This window comes from Streptomyces sp. LARHCF249, assembly GCF_052871255.1.
In genome coordinates this window covers 87,130-107,022 of sequence record NZ_JBIXJQ010000005.1, presented here as the reverse complement: position 1 = coordinate 107,022, position 19,893 = coordinate 87,130, and the positions used below count along the sequence as shown (strand labels likewise).

The following is a 19,893-nucleotide window of genomic DNA, read 5'->3' as shown; positions in this document are numbered from 1 at the left end:
AATACTCGCTGGCACCACGGCCGAAGGCGGCACTAGATTCCGTCCGGAGGTGGTATGGAATTCCGACTGCTCGGGCCCGTGGAGGTGTGGCGTTCCTCGCAGCGGCTGCCGCTCGGCGGCAAGAAGCCGCGCGCGCTGCTTGCCGCACTCGTGCTCCACCAGGGCCGCGTCGTCTCCGCCGAGAGGCTGATCGACGCGATCTGGGGCGAGAGCCCGCCGGAGACGGTCCGTACCCTCCTCCAGACGTACGTGTGGTCCCTGCGCCGCGAGCTGGGCGACGCGATAGAGACCAGGGCGCCCGGATACCTGCTGCGCGTCGAGGCCGGACAGGTCGACCGCGAGGCCTTCACCGATCTTGTGGAACGGGGCCGCCGGGCCGCCGCCACCGGCCGGCACGACATCGCCGCGAGGGAGTTCCGGTCGGCGCTGGACCTCTGGCGCGGCCCTGCGCTCGGGGGTATCGGCGATGCCCTGCGGGGAGAGGCGGCGGGCCTCGACGAGGAACGCCTCACCGTGCTCGACGAGCGGATCGCGGCCGAGGCTGCGCAGGGGATCGCGCCGGACATCGCGGAGCTGACCGCTCTGGTGGCCGGCCATCCGACCAGGGAACGCAGCCGCAGTGCGCTGATGCTCGCCCTGTACCGTGTCGGCCGGCAGGCCGAGGCGCTGAACGTCTACCAGGACGGCAAGCGCGTCCTGGCGGAGCAGCTCGGGATCGATCCCGGTCCGGAGGCACGCCGTCTGTACGAGGCGATTCTGCGGGCCGATCCGGCGCTCCTGGCCACCGAGGCGCGGCAGCCACCGGTACCCGTACCCGCCCAGTTGCCGCCCGCGACCGTGGACTTCACCGACCGGGACGAGGCGCTCCACTCGCTCGGCACCGCGCTGACCGCGACCCGCACCACCGTGCCGGTGTGCGTGGTGTCCGGCACCGGCGGCGTGGGAAAGTCGACGCTCGCGGCCCAGGCCGCCCATCAGGTCGCCGCCACCTATACGGACGGGCAGCTCTACGCCGACCTGCGCGGAGTGACGGAGAGCCCGGCCACTGCCGGGGAGATCCTGGGCCGGTTCCTGCGTGCGCTCGGCCACGAGGTGCCCGAGCCCCTGGCCGAGCGGGTGGACCTCTTCCGCACGGTGCTGACCGGTCGGCGGATCCTGATGGTCTTGGACGACGCCGGGGCGGAGGCGCAGGTCCGCCCGCTCCTGCCGGGCAGCCCGACGTGCGGAGTGCTGATCACCTCGCGCAACCGGCTGCCGGGACTGGCCGGGGCGCACCGCGTCGACCTCGATGTCTTCGGCGCCGACGCCTCGGTGGAACTGCTGGCCCGCATCGCGGGCCATGACCGGGTCGCCGCCGAGCCGGAGGCCGCTCGCCGGATCGTCACGATGTGCGGGCAGCTGCCGCTCGCCATCCGCACCGCGGGCGCACGGCTCGCCACCCGTCGGCACTGGACGCTGACCACCATGGTGGACCGGCTTTCCGACGAGCGGCGGCGCCTCGACGAACTGGCCGTCGCCGACCTGGAGGTACGGGCGAGCGTCGCCCTGAGCTACCGGCTGCTCGAACCGCCCGCCCGGCGCGCGTTCCGTCTGATCGGTCTGCTGGGCGCGGTCGACTTCGCACCCTGGGCGGTGGGCGCGCTGCTGGACGCCGACGACCGGACCGCCGAGGACATGGTCGGATCCCTGATCGACGCGCACCTTCTGGACGTGGCCGGGGCGGGGCAACCGCGCCTGCGGCTGCACGAGCTGCTGCGGGTGTACGCAGAGGAGCGGGCCGAGGCCGAGGACAGCGTGGCCGAACGGCGTGCGGCGCTCTCCCGGGTACTCGGCTCCTGGCTCTGGCTGATCCGCGGGCAGGCGCCCTCCGGCGAGGTGGAGCCGTGCGCCGAGTACACCACCGCCCGGCCGGTTCCGAGCCTGCTCAGCCCGCCCGCCGACTCGTTCGAACAGGAGGCGCCCGGGCTCGTCCTCGCGGTCGAACGGGCCGCCGCCCTCGACCTCGACGTGGCGGTCTGCGAGATCTCGGTCGCGCTCTGCTCCTCGTCCTTCGGTGTCCGCAACCGCTTCGACGAGTGGTGGCGCACCCACGACGCCGCCCTCGGCGCCGCCCGGCGCGCGGGCAACCGCACCGGTGAGGCGATGCTGCTGTCGGGTCTGGGCCAGCTCCGCTACGCGGAGGACCGCTTCGACCGGGCCCACGACTACTTCGGCGCGGCGTTCCGCCTGTTCTCCGGGGCGGGGGATGTCCGGGGCCGGGCGGTCACCCTGGCCGGAACCGGCAGCGCGTACCGGGAGCAGGGGCGGTTCTCGGCGGCCCGGGAGGCCCTGTGCGGTGCGGTCACCGGCTTCCGGGCCGTCGGGGACGACGCTGGGCTCGGCTACGCCGCTCGGCTGGCAGCCTCCGTCGACCTCGAACAGGGCCGGTACGCCCCCGCGTTGTCCGCTCTGGACGATGCCCTCTCCGCCTATCGGCGGGTGGGAAGCCGCCGGGGCGAGGCGCTCACCCTGCGCACCACCGGCCTGGTCCGCCGCGCCATGAACGACCACGGCGCGGCCCAGTCCCTGCTGGAGGAGTCGCTGGAGATGCTGCGCGCCCTTGACGACCGGCTGATGGTTGCCTACGCCGAACAGGCACTGGCCAAGACCAGGATCCGGTTGGGCACCGCCCGGCTGGAGCCCCTCGAAAGGGCCCTGGCGGTGTGCCGGGCCCACCGTGACCGGTTCGGCGAGGCCCTGGTGCTGCGCACCATCGGCGAGTTCCACCTGGCCGTCCGCGAGCTCGGACCCGCCGAGGTCCACCTGACGGAGGCGGCGGAGGTGTGGACCGCGCTGGGCCTGCCGCTGTTCTGGGCCCGCACGATGCGGGATCTCGCCGCGGTGTACGCCGCGGCGGGTGAGCCGGCCCGTGCCGGAGCCGTCCGCGGCCGGGCCATGGAGATCTTCGCCGAGTTCGGTGCCCGCGAGTACACCGAGCCGGCCGATGCGGCGAGCGCCCTGAAGGACCTAGAGAGAACTTAGAGCGCCGGCTGGGAGCGTCGTCACCAGCAAGGAGGACGCCGGGAGAGGGGAAGCCCGGCGGCTGACAACGGTGCGACGAGGGGGATCCGACAGCGATGGAAAATCAGCGACAGCGACAGCGCTACCGATCCGGACGGTTCACCGGCGGGCTCTGCCTGGCGGTGTCCGCCGTGATCGCGGCGAGTACGGTCACACTGATGAACGCGGCGCCCGCACAGGCGGCGTCGTCGCTCTCGGGCACGGTCAGCCGGACCGAGATCATGACCCGGGCACAGAGCTGGGTGGACCGCGGCATCACCTACACCCAGGCGAACCAGGAGTGGGACATCGACGGCGGCCACCGCTACCGCCGCGACTGCTCGGGCCTGGTGGCGATGGCCTGGCACCTCGGGTCGAGCCCGCTGACCCAAGACTTCCTGGCCAACGCCCAGGCGGGCAACGGCATGCACGTCATCTCCAGGGACGACTTCCGGCCGGGCGACGCGATGGTGCGCGACGCGGACGGTGCCGGCCCCGACGGGCACATGGAACTGTTCTCGCACTGGCGCAATCCCGCCGACCACAGTCAGGGGGCCTACGTCTACTCGTTCAACGAGAACGGCGAGACGGTCGAGAACCCCTCCGCCGACAGCAACTACGGCAATCGGGGCTTCAACTCCTGGTCGGAGCTGGCGAGTTTCACCGCGATCCGGTACGGCCGCGCGATGGAGTTCGTCAACGACGGTGTCGCCCTCGCGACCAGCACGGGCAGCCCGGCGAGCACATCGGGTCGTATGGAGGCCTTCCGTTTCTCGGGCGGAGGGGTGCTGAACAAGTGGCAGACGGCACCGAACGGCGGGTGGTCCGGCTGGGGCGACCTCGGTGGGAGCGGCATGCGCGGCGGGGTGGCGGCCGTCAGCAACGCCGACGGCCGGCTGGAGCTCTTCACCATCGGCGGGGACGGGCAGCTTTACCACAAGTGGCAGCAGTCGCCCGGCGCCGACTGGTTCGGCGGCTGGGAGAGCCTGGGCGGTACGGACTTGGTCGGAGTCGCGGCCGGGCGCAACGCGGACGGGCGGCTGGAGGTCTTCGTGACCGGGGGCAACGGCCGGGTCTACGACAAGTGGCAGACCAGCGCCGGCGGTGGCTGGTCCGCGGGCTGGGGCGACCTGGGCGGGAGCGGGACGAGCAGTGCCGTCGCGGTGGGCCGCAACGACGACGGGCGGCTGGAGGTCTTCACGGTGGGCGGGGACGGGCAGCTCTACCACACGTGGCAGCAGTCGCCCGGCGCCGACTGGGTCGGCGGCTGGGAGAGCCTGGGCGGTTCCGCCCTCAAGGGCGTTGCGGTCGGCAGCAATGCGGACGGCCGGCTGGAGACCTTCGTGGTCGGCGGGGACGGGCGCCTGTACAACAAGTGGCAGACCGTCAAGAACGGCAGCTGGGTGGCCGGCTTCGGCAGTCTCGGCGGGAACACCCTTTCCGGTCAGGTCGCGGCGGCGGCCAACCTCGACGGGCGGCTGGAGGTGGCGGTCAGGGGCGGTGACGGCAACGTCTCCCACCGGTGGCAGACCGTCCCGAACGGCTCCTGGAACGCGACGTGGGAGCTGCTGTAACCGAGGACCGTCGCCGGTGTCCCGCCACGATGTCGTGGCGGGACACCGGCGTTGCGGCTCGGACCCCGGGTCGCTCCCCGCGCCGGAGGGCTGGTCCGCCGTCGAACCCTCCCCGGTCCGGGACGCCTCTTCCGACCGAAGGGCCCCACGGCACGAGGTGGGGCCCTTCGGCGTGCTCCGTGTCAGCCGACGGCCTGCCCGTGCGCTGCCGGCGTTGCGGGTTCTTCCGGTGGCGACGGCAGGCCGCGCAGCCGGCTCACCGGGGACAGCACGAGCGCGATCAGCACGGCGGCGGAGCCGATCGCCGCCACGGTCAATGCCGCCCGGGCACCGATCCGGCCGGACAGCAGGCCCGCGAACAGGCCGCCGAGTGCGCCGCCGCCGAACAGCAGGGTGCGGAAGACCGCCGTCATCCGGCCCATCATCGACTGCGGGGTACTGGCCTGGCGCAGGCTGACGATGACGACGCCGGCGACGCCGAGTCCGAGGTAGGTGGTGAAGAAGGACAGGACGAACATCCCCACCATCACCGGCCGGGGGCCGGTGGCCAGGACGATCAGCGTCGGGCCGATGAGGAGGGCCGACTGGGCGACGAGGTAGACGGGGCCGAGCCGGAAGCGCCGGATGACCTCGCGGGAGATCCCCGCGCCGATCAGTCCGCCCACGGAGGCCGTGGCGAAGATGCCGCCGAGGACCGTAGAGCCCAGGTCCAGGTCGCGTGTTCCGTACAGCAGGAACATCGTCCATACGGTGATCATGGAGAAGTTGCAGCAGAACCCGATCAGGGCCAGCGACCTCAGGACGGGGTTCTTCAGCACCAGGCGCAGGCCGTCCCGGAGTTCGGTGGGCAGGTGCCGCCGGGCGGCGGGCGTCCCGGGACGGGGCTCGGGCGTGCGGATGAGCAGCAGCGAGATCAGGGACACCAGATAGGAGAAGGCGTCGACGATCAGCGCCACGGGCGCGGTCAGTGCGCCGACCAGGACACCCGCGAGTCCGGGCCCCGCCACATCGGCCGCCGATGAGCTCATCCCCATCTTGGCGCCGGCTTCCACATAGCGCCCGGGGTCGCGTACGAGCGTGGGTACGTACGCCATCCAGCTCACGTCGAACAGCACCGAGGCGACGCCGACGGCGCAGGCGATCGCCAGCAGCGAGCCCATGCCGAGCGCGTCCGTCCAGTACAGGACGGGGACGAGAGCCAGCAGGATCATCCGGACGAGATTGGCGCCGAGCATGATCCGCCGCCGTCGGGCCCGGTCCGCCCACACCCCGAAGACCAGGGCGAGCCCGAGGTACGGGACGAGCTGCAGGAACCGCAGGATGCCGACCTGCTCGTCGGTGGCGTTGAAGGCGATGATGGCGGTCAGCGGCAGGGCGAGGTTCGTGACCTGGGTGCCGAGGAGCGAGAGGGTCTCGCCGAACCAGAACCTGAGGAAGTCGCCGTTGCGCCAGAGGCTTTCCGTGGACGGCCCCTCGGCCCGCGTCTGTGGATGGGGTCTCCCCTGCTCGAACGGAGTTGCGAGCTTGGGGAACGTCATCGCCGTCCCTGGCCGGCGAGGTCCGCGACCGCGTCCGCGACGTGGTCCACTTCCTCCTCGGTGTTGTAGTAGTGCGGCGACAGGCGCAGGCACCAGTCGACGTCCTTGTCCCCGAAGTCGAATTGTGCGAACTCGCGCAGGCTGAGCGCCGAGTTGATGCCGCGGGCGTCCATGGCCGCCTTGAACGGCTGCGGCTGCCAGCCCGCTGCGCCGAAGGTGACGAGCGCGGCGAGACGCGGACCGCGGTCGAGCAGGCGCACCCCCGCGATCGGTGCGAGCCGGTCGCGGAGCCGGGCCGCGAGCGCCGGGGTGCGCTGCTCGATGGCCTCGATGCCGACCGTGCGTGCATAGCGCGTCGCGGCGGCGCTGCCGAGCACCGTGGCGTACGGGAACTCCCACTCCTCGAACCGGACCGCCGTCGCGGCGGGCTCGTAGCTGCCCGGCTCGGTCCAGCGGGCCCCGTGCATGTCGATGAACAGCGGTTCGTAGCCCGCGCGCAGGACGCGATCGGATACGTACAGGAATCCGGAGCCGCGCGGGCCGCGGAGGAACTTGCGGCAGGTGGCGGTGAGGAGGTCGCAGCCGATCTCCTCCACGTCGATGACGAACTGGCCCACCGACTGGCAGGCGTCGACCAGGTAGAGCAGGTCCAGCTCCCGGCAGTGACGGCCTATTTCGGCGACGGGCGAGACGAGGCCCGAGTTGGTGGGGACGTGGGTGGCGGACACCAGGCGGGGGCGGTGGGTCCGCATCAGCGCGGCCATCGCCTCCACGTCGACGCCGCCCTCCGGGGTGTTGGGCGCGTGGACGATGCGCACGCCGAAGCGCTTGCGCAGGGAGAGGAAGGCGATCTGGTTGGAGACGAAGTCGTCGCGGGTGGTCAGGATGACGTCGTCGGTCTCGAACGGGATCGAGGACAGGGCGTTGGCGTAGGCGTGGGTGGCACTGCCCGCGAAGGCGATGTTGTCGGGCGTGGTGTTGATGAGGGCGGCGATCTCCGTGTAGAACGCGCGGACTTCGGCCGCCCGGGCGGCAGACGCCTCGTAACCACCGATCCGGGCTTCGAGGTTCAGATGGCCGACCATCACGTCCCGCACGGGCGCCGCCAGCAGTCCGCAGCCCGCGTTGTTGAAGTGGATGACCTCGCGGCACCCCGGGGTGTCGGCCCGCAGAGCGGCGACGTCCAGCCGAAGTGCTTCCCGACCCGGGCCGATAGCGCTACTGTTGTCTCTCATGAATGACGGTAGCACTTCTGGGGAGTTGGCCGACAGCCTCCGTGCGCTGGTCTCCCGGCTGTCGCCCGGCGACCGGCTGCCGAGCAGCCGGGAGCTGATCAAGGAGTACCGGGTCGGCCCGGCGACCGTGGCGCGGGCCATCGCCGCGCTGGCCGCCGAGGGAGCGGTGGTGACCCGTCCGGGCAGTGGGACGTTCGCCGCGCAGCGGGGCCGGCTCCGCGACGCGGTCGGCGGCGACGGCACGGACACCGACTGGCAGACGGTCGCCCTCACCGACCGCGCCGTCGACACCCACCTGATCGCCGACCCGCTCGGCCCTCCGCCGGCCGGGGCGATCACGCTGGACGGCGGCTACGTGCACCGCTCGCTCCAGCCCACCCGGGCCCTGAGCGCGGCGCTCGCGCGGGCGGCGCGCCGCCCGGACGCCTGGGACCGCGCCCCGGCCGGCGGCCTGACGGCGCTGCGCACGGTGTTCGCGCGGATCGTCGGCGGCAGCGTGGCGCCGGAGGACGTACTGGTCACCGCCGGCGGCCAGAGCGCCCTGTCGATCGCGTTCCGGGCCATCGCCGGGCCCGGCAGCCCGGTCCTGGTCGAGTCCCCCACCTATCCCCGGGCCCTGGCCGCCGCCCGCGCCGCGGGGCTGCGGCCCGTTCCGGTACCGCTCGACGCCGACGGCCTGCGGCCCGACATGCTGGCCGACGCGTTCGCGATGACCGGTGCGCGGCTGCTGTACTGCCAGCCGACCTTCCAGAACCCGACCGGCACCGTGCTGGCGCCCGAACGGCGACGTCAGATCCTCGACGTGGCGCGCGCCTCGGGCGCGTTCGTGCTCGAGGACGACTTCGCGCGTCACCTGGGGCACGGCGGCGCCGTACCGCGGCCGCTGGTCGCCGACGACCGCGACGGCACGGTCGTCCACGTCACCTCACTCACCAAGCCCGCCGCACCGAGCCTGCGGATCGGGGCACTTGTGGCGCGCGGCCCGGTCATGGAGCGCATGCGGGCGGTGCGCCTGGTCGACGACTTCTTCGTCGCCCGCCCGCTGCAGGAGGCCGCGCTGGAGGTGCTCAGCTCCCCCTCCTGGGACCGGCACGTCCGCTCCCTCGGAACGGCGCTGCGGGAGCGGTGCGCCGTGCTGGCCGCCGCGGTCGCGCGGGAGGTCCCCGGCGCGGCCCTGGCCGGGTTGCCCACGGGCGGACTGCACCTGTGGATCCGCCTGCCGTCGGGCGTGGACGACACGGTCCTCACCGGCGCGGCCCGGCAGCACGGCGTCGCCGTGAGCGCCGGCAGCCGCTACTTCGCCACCGAGCCGCCGGCGGCCCACCTGCGCATCGGCTTCGCCGCGACCGCCGATCACGCCGAACTGGCCGAGGGCGCGCGCCGGCTGGGAGCCGCTCTCGCCGAACTCGGCCCGGGGGTAAACGAGTCCTGCTAGGCGTGTTGTCCTGGCTCGCTCGAGCGGTGGTTCACGTCACCGCCTGCGGCGATCGGGAGTCACCGCCCGGCCGTTTGCTCCAGCGTGCTTCCGATGCGCAGGTTCCAGCGGTGGGCGCGGCCGGTCAAGTGGGTTGCGGTGAGGGGCCGGACGTCGATGCGCCAGAACGTCTCGTCGGCTGCCGCGAGGGCGTGGACCACCGCCGCGCGGATGACGTCCGGTTCGGCGACGGCCGTGATGTGCCCGGACCGGTCGGGCAGGGTGTCGAGCCAGGCGCCGACCCGTAGGCGTACCTCGCGCAGCGACTCCCCGCCGTGCGGGGCTGCCGCCGGGTCCGTCAGCCAGGCGGCGACGGCCTCCTCTTCGGCGGCGGCGACGGCGTCCAGGGTCCGGCCGCGCCAGCGCCCCATGGCGCAGCCGGCCAGGTCGGCCGAGGGCTCCGGCCGCAGGCCCAGGGCCTGGGCGGTCTGGCGGCAGCGGAGGGAGGGGGAGGTGTAGGCGCGGGCGGCCGGGACGGTCGCGGCCGCGGCGGCCTCCGCTCGCGCGAGTCCCGCCGGATCGAGGGGGCTCTCGTCGTCGAACCGGACCTCCCGCAGGGCTTCGCTCGTCGCGGGGGAGATCAGGGTCAGCCGGACTGTCATCGGGGCCTTTGCGGTTGCGGTCGTCGGAGATCAACAAGCCGGCACTCTACTCAGGGGGCGCGCGGAAGTGATGCGGGCCTCACGCCCTTGGCGGCGGGTGCGGCGCGCGGTACGGTCAGGCGACATTTCAACAAAGTGACGACGGCGAGGCGGAAGTCCGGTGTGAATCCGGCATGGTCGCGCCACTGTGTGCTGCGGCGGCATCCCCCTGGGGTGAGCCGCGGCGAGTCAGACCCGCGGACCGTCGTCCTGCACCACCGTATGGGACGCGTGTTCCCCGAGGAGGTTCCACCATGGCCGAGGCTGTCGTCTCCACCGCCATCCCCACCCCTTCCGGCTCTCTGCCGGCTCCGCTGCCCCTGCGCGCGGTACTGCCCTGGGCTCTGTTCGCAGGCCTTCTGATGCTCGTCGCCCTGTACTTCGTCGGCGCCGAGCAGGGCGCCACGTCCGTGTTCTCCGGTGCCGGAGTGCACGAGTGGGTGCACGACGGTCGTCATCTGCTCGGCTTCCCCTGCCACTGAGAGGCCGCGCACATGTACGCCTCAACTGTCAGAGGCCTCCTGGTCCGCGGCATGCTCGCGGGCCTGATCGCCGGGCTGTTCGCCTTCGCCGTCGCCTATGTCGTGGGTGAGCCCCCCGTCAACGGCTCGATCGCGGTGGAGGAGGCCCAGGCCGCGCAGGACGCGGCGGGCGCCCACGCCGGGCACGGCGCCGAAGCCGGGGCGGCGGAGGAGGAGGAAGAGCTGGTCAGCCGACCGGTGCAGTCGACCCTCGGGCTGGCCACCGGTGTTCTCGTCTACGGTGTCGCCCTCGGCGGCATCGCCTCCCTGGCGTTCTCCTTCGCCCTGGGGCGCGTGGGCGGGTTCAGCCCGCGGGCGACGGCGGCCCTCACCGCGGCGGCGGCCTTCGCCACCGTCTACCTGGTGCCGTTCCTGAAGTACCCGGCCACTCCCCCGGCCGTCGGGAACCCCGACACGATCGGGCAGCGCACCACGCTGTTCTTCCTGATGATCCTGCTCAGCGTGCTCCTCGGCGTCGGCGCGGTCATCGCGGGCCGGCGGCTGGCCCCGCGGCTGGGCAACTGGAACGCCACCCTGGCCGCCGGCGCCGGCTTCGTCGTCGCCGTCGGCCTCGCGTTCGCGTTCCTGCCGGACAACGACGACGCGGTCAAGCCCGGTTTCCCCGCAGCCCTGTTGTGGGAGTTCCGGGTCGCCTCGCTGGCCGTGCAGGCCGTGCTCTGGGCGGTGTTCGCGATCGTGTTCGGGGTTCTGGCCCAGCGGCTCCTGGCCGCCCGTCCGGCCGACGCCGATGCGTCCGTGCCACGACGGGAACCCGCCCTGGGCTGATTCGCGTTCCGCGCGCTGCCGGTACGACACTGCCCCGCCACGCCCGCAAGGGCGGGCGGGGCAGTGTCATGCCCTCGCCTGTCCTACGGCTGCGGCCGCGGCGGCAGCAACGGCATCGGCGGCAGCGGGAGCGGCGGCAGCAGCGTCCCGTGCAGCCACGCCGCGAGCAGGTCCTCCAGCGGCTCGGTCGTGTAGCGGGCCGCGTGGGTGGTGAACGCGGCGGTGGTCACCACGCCGTGGCGGTGCACGGTGGCCCACTCGCGCAGCATGCGGAAGAACGCGGCGTCGCCCAGGGCGCAGCGGATCGCGTGCACGGCGAGACCGCCGCGCTGGTACAGGCGGTCGTCGAACATCAGCTTGCGGCCGGGGTCGGCCAGCCGCAGGTCCTGCGGCTGGGAGGCCAGCAGCCGGTGCGCGGCGGCGGCGAGCTCGTGCGCGGAGCGGCCGCCGGAGCGTTCCGACCAGAGCCACTCGGCGTACTTCGCGAAGCCCTCGTTCAGCCAGATGTGGCGCCAGTCGGCGATGGTCACGCTGTTGCCGAACCACTGGTGGGCCAGTTCGTGGGCGATCAGGCGCTCCGAACCGCGGACTCCGTCCACGTGGTTGGCGCCGAACATGGACAGGCCCTGGGCTTCCACCGGGACGTCCAGCTCCTCGTCGGCGACGACCACCGCGTACTCGCCGAAGGGGTAGGGCCCGAACAGTTCCTCGAACAGCTGCATCATGGCGGGCTGCCGGGCGAAGTCGCGGGAGAACCGCGGCAGCAGGTGCGCCGGTACGTGGGCGCTCTGCGGGACGCCTCCGAGCCCGGGGTCGCCGAGCAGCACCGTCTGGTACATGCCGATGGACAGGCCGACGAGGTAGCTGGAGGTCGGCGCGGACTGCTCGTACACCCAGGTGGTCGTGCTGGCCCTGGTGGTCCGGGTGAGCAGGCGGCCCCCGGCGACCACCGTGTAGGCGGAGGGCGTGTTGACCGAGATCTGGTACGAGGCCTTGTCGGCGGGCCGGTCGTTGCACGGGTACCAGGAGGGCGCGCCGACCGGCTGGCTGGCCACGAGCGCGCCGTCGGTCAGTTCCTCCCAGCCGAGGCCGCCCCAGGGGCTGCGCACCGGCTTGGGGTTGCCCGCCCAGTGCACCTCCACGGTGAAGGCGGCGCCGGCCGGCAGCGGCTTGGCGGGCCGGAGGCGGAGCTTGCCGCCCCGGTGCGTGTAGTGCGGGGCCCGGCCGTTGACCAGGACCCGGCCTATCTTGAACTCGGCCAGGTTCAGGTGGAACTCGGCGAGCGGCGCCCGCCCGGCGATCGCGCTGAGCCGGGCCGTCCCGGCCAGCCGGTTGGGTCCGGGACGGTATTCCAGAGCGAGTTCGTACCGGTGCACGCGGTAACGGGAGTCGCCGTTGGCCGGAAAGTACGGGTCCGCTGCCGCTGTCTGCTGGCCGTTCACTGCCGCTTCCGTTCTGGCCCTGTCAGGACCGCCACGCCTCGATCGGATTGCCCAGCCAGCGGGAGTCGGCGGGCACGGATTCCCCGGCCATCACGAGGGAGGCGGGACCCAGGGTGCTGCGGGCCCCGACCGTGCTCCCGGGCAGGACGATTCCGCCCGGGCCCAGGGTGGCGCCCTCACGGAGGACCACAGTATCCGTCCTCAAGATCCGGTCGTGGAAGAGGTGTGTCTGCAACACGCATCCACGGTTCACGCTGACCGCGTCACCCAGCTCCACCAGGTCCGTTTCGGGCAGCCAGTAGCTCTCGCACCACACGCCGCGACCGATCCGGGCACCCAGTGCGCGCAGCCACAGGGCCATCAGCGGCGTGCCGGGCACCGATCCGGCCAGCCACGGCACGGCCAGTACCTCGACGAAGGTGTCGGCCAGCTCGTTGCGCCACACGAAGCCGCTCCACAGCGGGTGCTCGCCGGTCCGGTGGCGGCCCACCAGCAGCCACTTCGCGGCCACCGAGACCGCGCACGCGGCCACGCCGGCGGCGAGCAGGACGACGCCCGACAGCAGGGCGGTCCCCCAGGTCCCCAGGCCGGTCGCCGTGATCAGCGCGCAGAGCGCCGCCACGGTCAGTACGGCCAGCGCGGACGAGCAGAAGACCGGGACGAGCCGGCACAGCTCCACCAGGCCGCGGGCCCACAGCAGGTGCGCGGGCGGGTCGTACGTCCGGCTCTGGTCGGCGTCGGCGGCGGACCGCGGCAGCCTGACGGGCGGCAGGCCCAGGTAGGAGCTGCCCTTCTTGGCCTTCTTCGGGGTGGCGGACAGCACGCCGACCAGCCCGTCGTCGGGGACGGTACGGCCCGGCGCGGTCATTCCGGAGTTGCCGAGGAAGGCCCGGCGGCCGATCTCGGAGTGTCCGATACGGACCCAGCCGCCGCCCAGTTCGTAGGGGGCGGTCAGGGTGTCGTCGGCGAGGAACGCGCCCTCTCCGACGGTGGTGAGGCTGGGAAGTGCCAGGACGGTGGAGACCTCGGCGCCCCGGCCGATCTTCATGCCGAGCAGCCGCAGCCACACCGGGGTGATCAGTCCGGCGTACAGCGGGAAGAGCGTTTCCCGGGACAGGTCCATCAGCTGGGTGACCGTCCAGGCCTGCCAGCCGACCCGACTGTGCGTCGGATGGTTGCCCGTGCGCAGGCCGAGGCTGAGCAGGCGTACGGAGACCAGCAGGAGCAGCGCGTACGCGCATCCGAAGGCGAGCGCCCCGGGCACCACGGCGAGCAGCGCCCCGCGCAGGGCCGCGGCGAGCCCGGCGTCGGCGGGCACGAACCGGCTGACCACGAGCAGGGCGGGCAGGGTGGCGAGCACCGGCAGGGCCGTGAGGCAGAAGCCGGCCGCCCCGTACATGGCCCGCCAGTGGACCGCGCGCGGCGGGCGTTCCTTGGGCCAGTTCCACTTGGCCTTGCCGAGTTTGCCGGCGGGGGCTCCGGACCAGCGCTGGCCGGTGGGGATCTGTCCGACCACGGCGGAGCCGGGGGCCACCTCGGCCCGCTTGCCGACCCGCGCGCCGGGGAACAGGATGCTGCGGGTGCCGACGACCGCGCCCGCGCCGACCTTGACCGGGCCGATCTCGAGCCGGTCCCCGTCCAGCCAGTGCCCGGAGAGGTCCACCTCGGACTCCACGGCGCAGCCCCGGCCGAGCTTGAGCATGCCGGTGACGGGCGGCAGGGAGTGCAGGTCCACCTCGGGGCCGATCTTGGCGCCGAGGGCCCGGCCGTAGCGTTCCAGCCAGGAACCGGTGAGCTGCGTCGCGCCGGCGTATTCGGCCAGCCGCTCGGCGGTCCACAGCCTCAGGTGCACGCTTCCGCCGCGCGGGTAGCGGCCCTGCTTCACCCCGCGCAGCAGGAGGCGGGCGCCGCCCGCCGCGATGGCGAGGCGGCCGGGCGGGCTGAAGAGCAGTGCCGCGCCCGCGGCGACGAGCCACCAGGAGGCGGTCGGCGCCCACGGGTAGGGCCCGAACCGGTGCAGCACGTTGCCCAGGGCCAGCAGTGCCACCGTCCAGCGCAGGCCCACCAGGGTGAACAGCGGGAGCAGCAGGAGCGACTGGACCACCTTGGCGCGGAGCGGGACCGGCGCGACGGTCCGGGCCGCGCCGTCGTCCTGTACGGACTTCTCCAGCCGCCGGGCCAGCTTGCGCAGGGTGGGCTGCTGGTAGATGTCGAGGACGGCCGCGCTCGGGTAGCGGGCGCGCAGCCGGGTGGTGAGCTGGGCGGCGGCGAGGCTGTTTCCTCCGATGGCGAAGAAGTCGTCGGCGGCGCCGGTGACGGCGATTCCGAGGGTCTCGGTCCACTGCTCGGCGAGCCAGGCCTCGGTGCCGTACAGCTGCTCGGCGGGGCCGGTGGCCTCCGGTTCGGACAGCGGCCAGGGCAGCGCGTCGCGGTCGACCTTGCCGGAGGTGCGGGTCGGCAGCTCCTCGACCGGCGCGAGCAGCGGGACGAGGGCGGCGGGCAGTTCGGCGCGCAGCCGCTCGACGGCGGCCGCGTGGTCCCAGCCCTCCTGCGTGACCAGGTAGCCGACGAGCAGCTGGTTGCCGCTGCGGGCGGTGCGTACGGCGGCGGCCGCGCCGGCCACGCCGGGCAGGGCCTGGAGTGCGGCGTCGACCTCGCCCAGCTCGATGCGGCGGCCGCCGAGCTTGATCTGCTCGTCGCCGCGGCCGAGGAAGACCAGTCCTTCCGGTTCCGCTCGGACGAGGTCGCCGCTGCGGTAGGCGCGCTGCCAGCCGAGGGATTCCAGCGGGGCGTACTTCTCGGCGTCCTTCCGCGGGTCGAGGTAGCGGGCGAGGCCGACGCCGCCGATCACGAGCTGGCCGCTGCCGCCCATCGGCACGGGCTCGCCGGACTCGTCGACCACGGCCAGCTCCCAGCCGTTCAGCGGGAGGCCGATCCGGATCGGCTCCTCGCCGGTCAGGAGCGCGGCGCAGGCGACGACGGTGGCCTCGGTGGGGCCGTACGTGTTCCAGACCTCGCGGCCCTCGGTGACCAGGCGCTGGGTCAGTTCGGGCGGGCAGGCCTCGCCGCCGAAGATCAGCAGCCGGACCTCGCCCAGGTCTTCGGGCTCCCAGAGCGCGGCCAGGGTCGGCACCGTGGAGACCACGGTGATCTCCTGCTCCACCAGCCAGGGGCCGAGGTCGGCGCCGCTGCGCACCTGGGAGCGGGGTACGGGGACGAGGCAGGCGCCGTAGCGCCAGGCCAGCCACATCTCCTCGCAGGAGGCGTCGAAGGAGACGGACAGTCCGGCCATGACCCGGTCGCCCGGCCCGATCGGCTCCTCGGCGAGGAACAGCGCGGCCTCGGCGTCCACGAAGGCGGCTGCGCTGCGGTGGCTGACGGCGACGCCCTTGGGCTTGCCGGTGGAGCCTGAGGTGAAGATGATCCACGCGTCGTGCTCGGGGCCCGGCCGGGCTGCGGGGGCGGGGGCGGCGGCGTTCGCGGGTCCGGTGACGTCGACGCGCTGTCCGGCGCCCAGCACCGCGCGCACGCCGGCCTCGCCGAAGACCAGCTCGGCCCGCTCGTCGGGGTCCTCGGCGTCGACCGGCACGTAGGCGGCGCCCGCGGCGAGGACGGCGAGGATGGAGACGTAGAGCTCGTTGGTCCCGGAGGGCACCCGTACGCCGACCCGGTCGCCGAGTCCGACTCCGGCGGCCGCGAGGGCGCGCCGCCTGCGCTCGACCTCGGCGGCCAGCGCGCGGTAGGTCAGCTGGGCGGTGCCGTCGTCCAGGGCGGGCTCGTCGGGGTACGCCCGTACGGAGGCCTCGAGGATGTCGACGAGGGTGCGCGGCGGGGCGGTGGGCCCGGCGGTGAACAGGGCGGACTTGCCCGGCTCTTCGGGTACGCCCCCCTCGGACACCGCCCCGTCGCCGGACGCTGCCGCGTCGTCGAGCAGAGTGGGTTCACCGCGCTCTGGTGTGGCTGCCATCGGCCCTCGCGTCTCGTTCCCGGAACCCTCCCGGGTCGCCGGCGGAGCCCGGGATTGCCCGGGTTGTTCCGGTCCGGCGCCAAACAACCCGCCATTCTAGTGCGCCATCGAGAATTTTCGCGTTGAACCCTCGAGCGCGGCCAAGACGCCGCGGCCCCTCGTAGGAGTGATCAACGGTGTGTCCGCGTGTGGGGACGCGCCGCGCCCGCCAAGGATGCGGGCATGCATCCTCCCCCTTCGCTGCTCCGCCGCGGCCTCGTCCCGGTCGTGGCCGCCCTCGCACTGCTGACCACCGCCGCCTCCTCCGCGGCCGCCGCATGGGAGCCGTGCGGCTCCCTCATCACCGCCCCCCTCTCCCCGCCCGTCAGCGCCGACGACCCCTGTCCCAGCACCGACCCGGTCGTGTGCCGCATCCGGGTCCTGCCGTACGGGGAGAAGGTGGAGGCTCAGCGGACGCGGATGCGCTACCACGGCCTCCTCGAGGACATGCACCGCACCGAGGCCAACATGCGCGAGGCAGGGGCCTCCGACGAGGAGATCGCCCGGGAGCTCGTCGACATGCGCAACCAGGCCAAGGAGATCACCCGGGCCGGGATGAGCCCGGAGGAGGTGCGGATCCTGGAGGAGCGGAACACCGCCAAGTACGGCAACCCGCTCGGGCCGACCGCGGACCAGCTCTACGCCAAGTACGGGTCCTGGCAGCAGGTCATCGACGCGTCGATGCGGACCAGTTACGCCGTCGACCGCGAACTCAGCCTCGAGTACCGCCCCTGCCCCGTGTAGCGGCCCGGGGTCAGCTCAGCTGGCGGCGGACCAGTTCGTGGAAGAGGCCCGTCGGGTCGGCGAGGAGGTCGGCCGGCGGGCCCTGCTGGACGATGCGGCCGTCGGCCATGGCGATCACCCGGTCGGCGTCCATGATCGTGGACAGCCGGTGGGCGATCACGATGCGGGTGGCGCGCAGGCTTCGGGTGGAGTCGATGACCACGCGCTGGGCCTCGTTGTCCAGCGCGCTGGTGGCCTCGTCGAAGAACAGGACGCGCGGCGTGCGGATGAGGGCCTGGGCGATCATCAGCCGCTGGCGCTGGCCGCCCGAGACCGTGCCGCCGCCGTCGGAGAGCATGGTGTGCATGCCCATCGGCATGGCCTTGATGTCCTCGGCCAGTCCGGCCATCGCCGCGGCCTCCCAGGCCTCTTCGAGCGAGAAGGGCTCGGAGCCGCAGATGCAGTCGAGGATCGAGCCGGTGAAGGGCTGTGCGTTCTGCAGGACGACGCCGCACTGGCGGCGCACGGCCGCCTGGTCGAGTGCCGCCAGGTCCTGGCCGTCGTACAGGACGCTGCCGGAGAGCGGCTTCTCGAAGCCGATGAGCAGCCGCAGGAGGGTCGACTTGCCGCAGCCGCTGGCCCCGACGATCGCGACGAACTCCCCCGGCCGCACCCGGAAGTCGATGCCGTCGAGTACCGGCGGGCCGTCGTCGGTGTAGCGGAAGGACAGGTTCTTGGCTTCGAGGGCGCCGGTCAGCTCGCCCGGCCGGATGCCGCCGCGTTCCGCCTCGAGCGGCTCCCGCAGGAGCGGCTTGACCTGCTCGAACATCGGCAGCACCGCGGCGACCGACAGGAGGGCGCCGGTCAGCTGCGTGACCGAGGCCATCAGCATGGTCAGGGCGGTGCTGAAGGTGAGGAACTCGGCGGCGGACATGGCTCCGCGGGCCGGTCCGGCCAGCAGCACGAACATCACCAGCGTGCACAGCGGCAGGTACACCGCGCCCAGCACGGTGCTCACGTTCTGCACCCGGCCGACGCGCTGGTGCAGCTCGCGGGTACGGGCGAACTCCCGGGCCCAGGCGGCGTAGGCGAAGCTCTCGGCCGCGGCGACGCGCAGCTTGGGCAGCCCGCGCAGGGTCTGGAAGGCCCGGTTGTTGAGCTGGTTGCCGAGCCTGATCAGCCGGCGCTGGTAGCGCAGCTGCCACAGCCCCAGGCCCAGGAAGACCGCCGCGACGACGACGAGCATGGCGAGCGCCGCCATCGCCAGCGGCACGCTGTAGACGAGCAGCAGGACGAGGTTCATCACGGCGACCGCGCCCGCCTGTACACAGACCGAGCCGACCCCGGACAGCATGCCGCGGATGGCGCTGATGCCCATGGCGGCGCCGGCCAGTTCGCCGGTGGAGCGGCCGGCGAAGAACGTCGTCGGAAGCCTCAGCAGCCGGTCCCACACCGCCGGCTGCAAGGTGGCCTCGATCCGGCCCTCCAGGCGCAGGACGGACAGGTTCTGCAGCAGCATGAAGGCGGCCGCGACCACGCCGGTGGCGATCAGGGCCGACGCCGTCTGCACGATGAGGTCGTTCTCGGCCTGGGGGACGTACCGGCCGAGCACCTTGCCGGTGGCGATGGGCACCAGTGCGCCCAGCAGTACGGCGACCAGCCCGCCCAGGGCGAGGCCGCGCAGCTCCGGCATTGTGCCGCGCAGGCTGAAGCGGAGCAGGGCGGGCAGGCCGAGGCGCCCTTCGGGCAGCGGGCGGTAGAACATGACGGCGCGCGGTTCGAGGGCGGCCGCGGCGCGGCTGTCGACGCGCTCGCGCGTGCCCGCGGCCGGGTCGACCGCCTCGTACCGGCCGCGCCGCCACAGCAGCGCGACCGGGGCGCCGTCCTTCTCCCGCCGGCCCACCAGGGGGCCGCTGTTCTCCCGCCACCAGCGCCCGCCGAGCCGTACCACGCGGGTGCGTACCCGCGAGGCGAGCGCGATGTGTTCGACGGGGTCGGTCCGCTCGGACGCCGCCCCGCCCGGTTCGGACAGGGTGATGCGGGCCTCGGCGGCCACCAGGCGGCACACGGCGAGGGTGGCGTCGACGCTCGCGCCCCGCTGCCGGGAACGGCCGCCGGAGCGGCCGATGGAGGCCAGCAGGGTCCGGTCCGCCTGGGTACGGGCCGCCTGGCCGGCCTCGATGCCGGCCGCCATGCGGTCCTCGTGGACGCGCTCGAGCTCCTCGATCGAGCGGTCCAGGGCGTACAGCAGCCGGTACTGCTGGTCGACCATGCCCTGCCACATCGCCGGGTCGAGGAGGAGGCTGCCGGCCGCGCCGTGCCCGGCCGCGTTCGCCTCGTACAGGGCGCCGTACCGCACGCTGCCGGGGGTGACGTGCATCCACAGGATGTCCTCGTCGGCCGCGCCGTGCCCGGTGGTGGCGCGGCCGTCCAGCGGTGCCTGGTAGAGCACGCGCAGGCCGCGGCCGATGCCGCGGGCGAAGGCGTCCTCCAGGGGGCTGGGGTGGTGCTCCGCCGGGGCGCCGTACTCGCCCTGGTCGGCCCACCCGTGGGGGTACGGCGCGTAGTGGTCGGAGGCGGGCAGTTCGCGCAGCTCGATGCGGCGCAGCCGGCAGCCTTGCAGGGGCCGGGCGACGAGGGTGTGCTCGGGGCCGTCGACCGGGCCCAGCAGCAGGGTGCCCGCGTCCAGCCGGCCCAGGAAGTGCCAGTGCCCGGCCTGCGCCGCGTCGACGGCGAAGAGGTCCAGCTCGCCGTGGACGACGAGCCACAGGACGAGCGGGCCCTCCAGGGACAGGCTGCGCAGCCCGGTGCAGTCGACCGGTGCGCCCAACTGGCCCAGGGCCGCGACGACCGGGTCGTACGGTGCGCCCGGCGCGGCGGGGACGGGGGCCGTCGCCTGGTGGGCGTACGTCAT

Annotated in this window: 12 protein-coding genes; 6 read left to right on the top strand and 6 right to left on the bottom strand. The window is 73.4% G+C overall.

Annotated features, from left to right (window positions below; translation table 11 throughout):
- Positions 1–54 precede the first annotated feature (54 nt).
- Positions 55–3,021, top strand: a complete 2,967-nt coding sequence (locus tag ACIPUC_RS15505; protein ID WP_446589835.1) for a BTAD domain-containing putative transcriptional regulator — start codon at positions 55–57, stop codon at positions 3,019–3,021.
- Positions 3,022–3,116: 95 nt separating this feature from the next.
- Positions 3,117–4,613 carry a hypothetical protein gene (locus ACIPUC_RS15500; RefSeq protein ID WP_446589833.1) on the top strand — a complete coding sequence of 499 codons (1,497 nt, stop codon included), beginning with the start codon at positions 3,117–3,119 and terminating at the stop codon, positions 4,611–4,613.
- Positions 4,614–4,795: 182 nt separating this feature from the next.
- Here the strand turns inward: ACIPUC_RS15500 and ACIPUC_RS15495 are convergent, their stop codons facing one another.
- Positions 4,796–6,151 (bottom strand): MFS transporter, encoded by a 1,356-nt coding sequence (locus ACIPUC_RS15495; RefSeq protein ID WP_446589832.1) that lies wholly within the window; start codon positions 6,149–6,151, stop codon positions 4,796–4,798.
- Positions 6,148–7,386, bottom strand: coding sequence for an aminotransferase class V-fold PLP-dependent enzyme (locus ACIPUC_RS15490; protein ID WP_446589831.1), 1,239 nt, complete (start codon positions 7,384–7,386; stop codon positions 6,148–6,150). The genes ACIPUC_RS15495 and ACIPUC_RS15490 overlap by 4 nt, the downstream gene beginning before the upstream one ends.
- Between ACIPUC_RS15490 and ACIPUC_RS15485 the strand changes: the two genes are divergently transcribed.
- Complete coding sequence (locus tag ACIPUC_RS15485; protein ID WP_446589829.1) at positions 7,385–8,821, top strand: aminotransferase-like domain-containing protein; 1,437 nt, start codon at positions 7,385–7,387, stop codon at positions 8,819–8,821. The two genes, ACIPUC_RS15490 and ACIPUC_RS15485, sit on opposite strands and share 2 nt — an antisense overlap.
- A gap of 59 nt (positions 8,822–8,880) precedes the next feature.
- On the opposite strand, the gene ACIPUC_RS15480 is transcribed toward ACIPUC_RS15485, so the two are convergent.
- A complete protein-coding gene (locus ACIPUC_RS15480; protein WP_446589828.1) occupies positions 8,881–9,462 on the bottom strand; it encodes a histidine phosphatase family protein in 582 nt (193 codons plus the stop codon).
- 293 nt (positions 9,463–9,755) lie between these two features.
- On the opposite strand from ACIPUC_RS15480, the gene ACIPUC_RS15475 reads away from it, so the two are divergent.
- Together ACIPUC_RS15475 and ACIPUC_RS15470 are read left to right on the top strand one after the other, a co-directional pair.
- On the top strand, positions 9,756–9,983 hold the full coding sequence (locus ACIPUC_RS15475; protein ID WP_446589826.1) for a CbtB domain-containing protein: 228 nt from the start codon (positions 9,756–9,758) through the stop codon (positions 9,981–9,983).
- A 12-nt stretch (positions 9,984–9,995) separates the two neighbouring features.
- Complete coding sequence (locus ACIPUC_RS15470; protein WP_446589824.1) at positions 9,996–10,808, top strand: CbtA family protein; 813 nt, start codon at positions 9,996–9,998, stop codon at positions 10,806–10,808.
- 83 nt (positions 10,809–10,891) lie between these two features.
- On the opposite strand, the gene ACIPUC_RS15465 is transcribed toward ACIPUC_RS15470, so the two are convergent.
- Positions 10,892–12,250, bottom strand: coding sequence for a M1 family metallopeptidase (locus ACIPUC_RS15465; RefSeq protein ID WP_446589823.1), 1,359 nt, complete (start codon positions 12,248–12,250; stop codon positions 10,892–10,894).
- Between the two features lie 22 nt (positions 12,251–12,272).
- Positions 12,273–16,217, bottom strand: coding sequence for a Pls/PosA family non-ribosomal peptide synthetase (locus tag ACIPUC_RS15460; RefSeq protein WP_446589822.1), 3,945 nt, complete (start codon positions 16,215–16,217; stop codon positions 12,273–12,275).
- A 222-nt stretch (positions 16,218–16,439) separates the two neighbouring features.
- On the opposite strand from ACIPUC_RS15460, the gene ACIPUC_RS15455 reads away from it, so the two are divergent.
- Positions 16,440–17,000 (top strand): hypothetical protein, encoded by a 561-nt coding sequence (locus ACIPUC_RS15455; protein ID WP_446589821.1) that lies wholly within the window; start codon positions 16,440–16,442, stop codon positions 16,998–17,000.
- A gap of 10 nt (positions 17,001–17,010) precedes the next feature.
- Here the strand turns inward: ACIPUC_RS15455 and ACIPUC_RS15450 are convergent, their stop codons facing one another.
- Positions 17,011–19,893 (bottom strand): NHLP bacteriocin export ABC transporter permease/ATPase subunit, encoded by a 2,883-nt coding sequence (locus tag ACIPUC_RS15450; RefSeq protein WP_446589820.1) that lies wholly within the window; start codon positions 19,891–19,893, stop codon positions 17,011–17,013.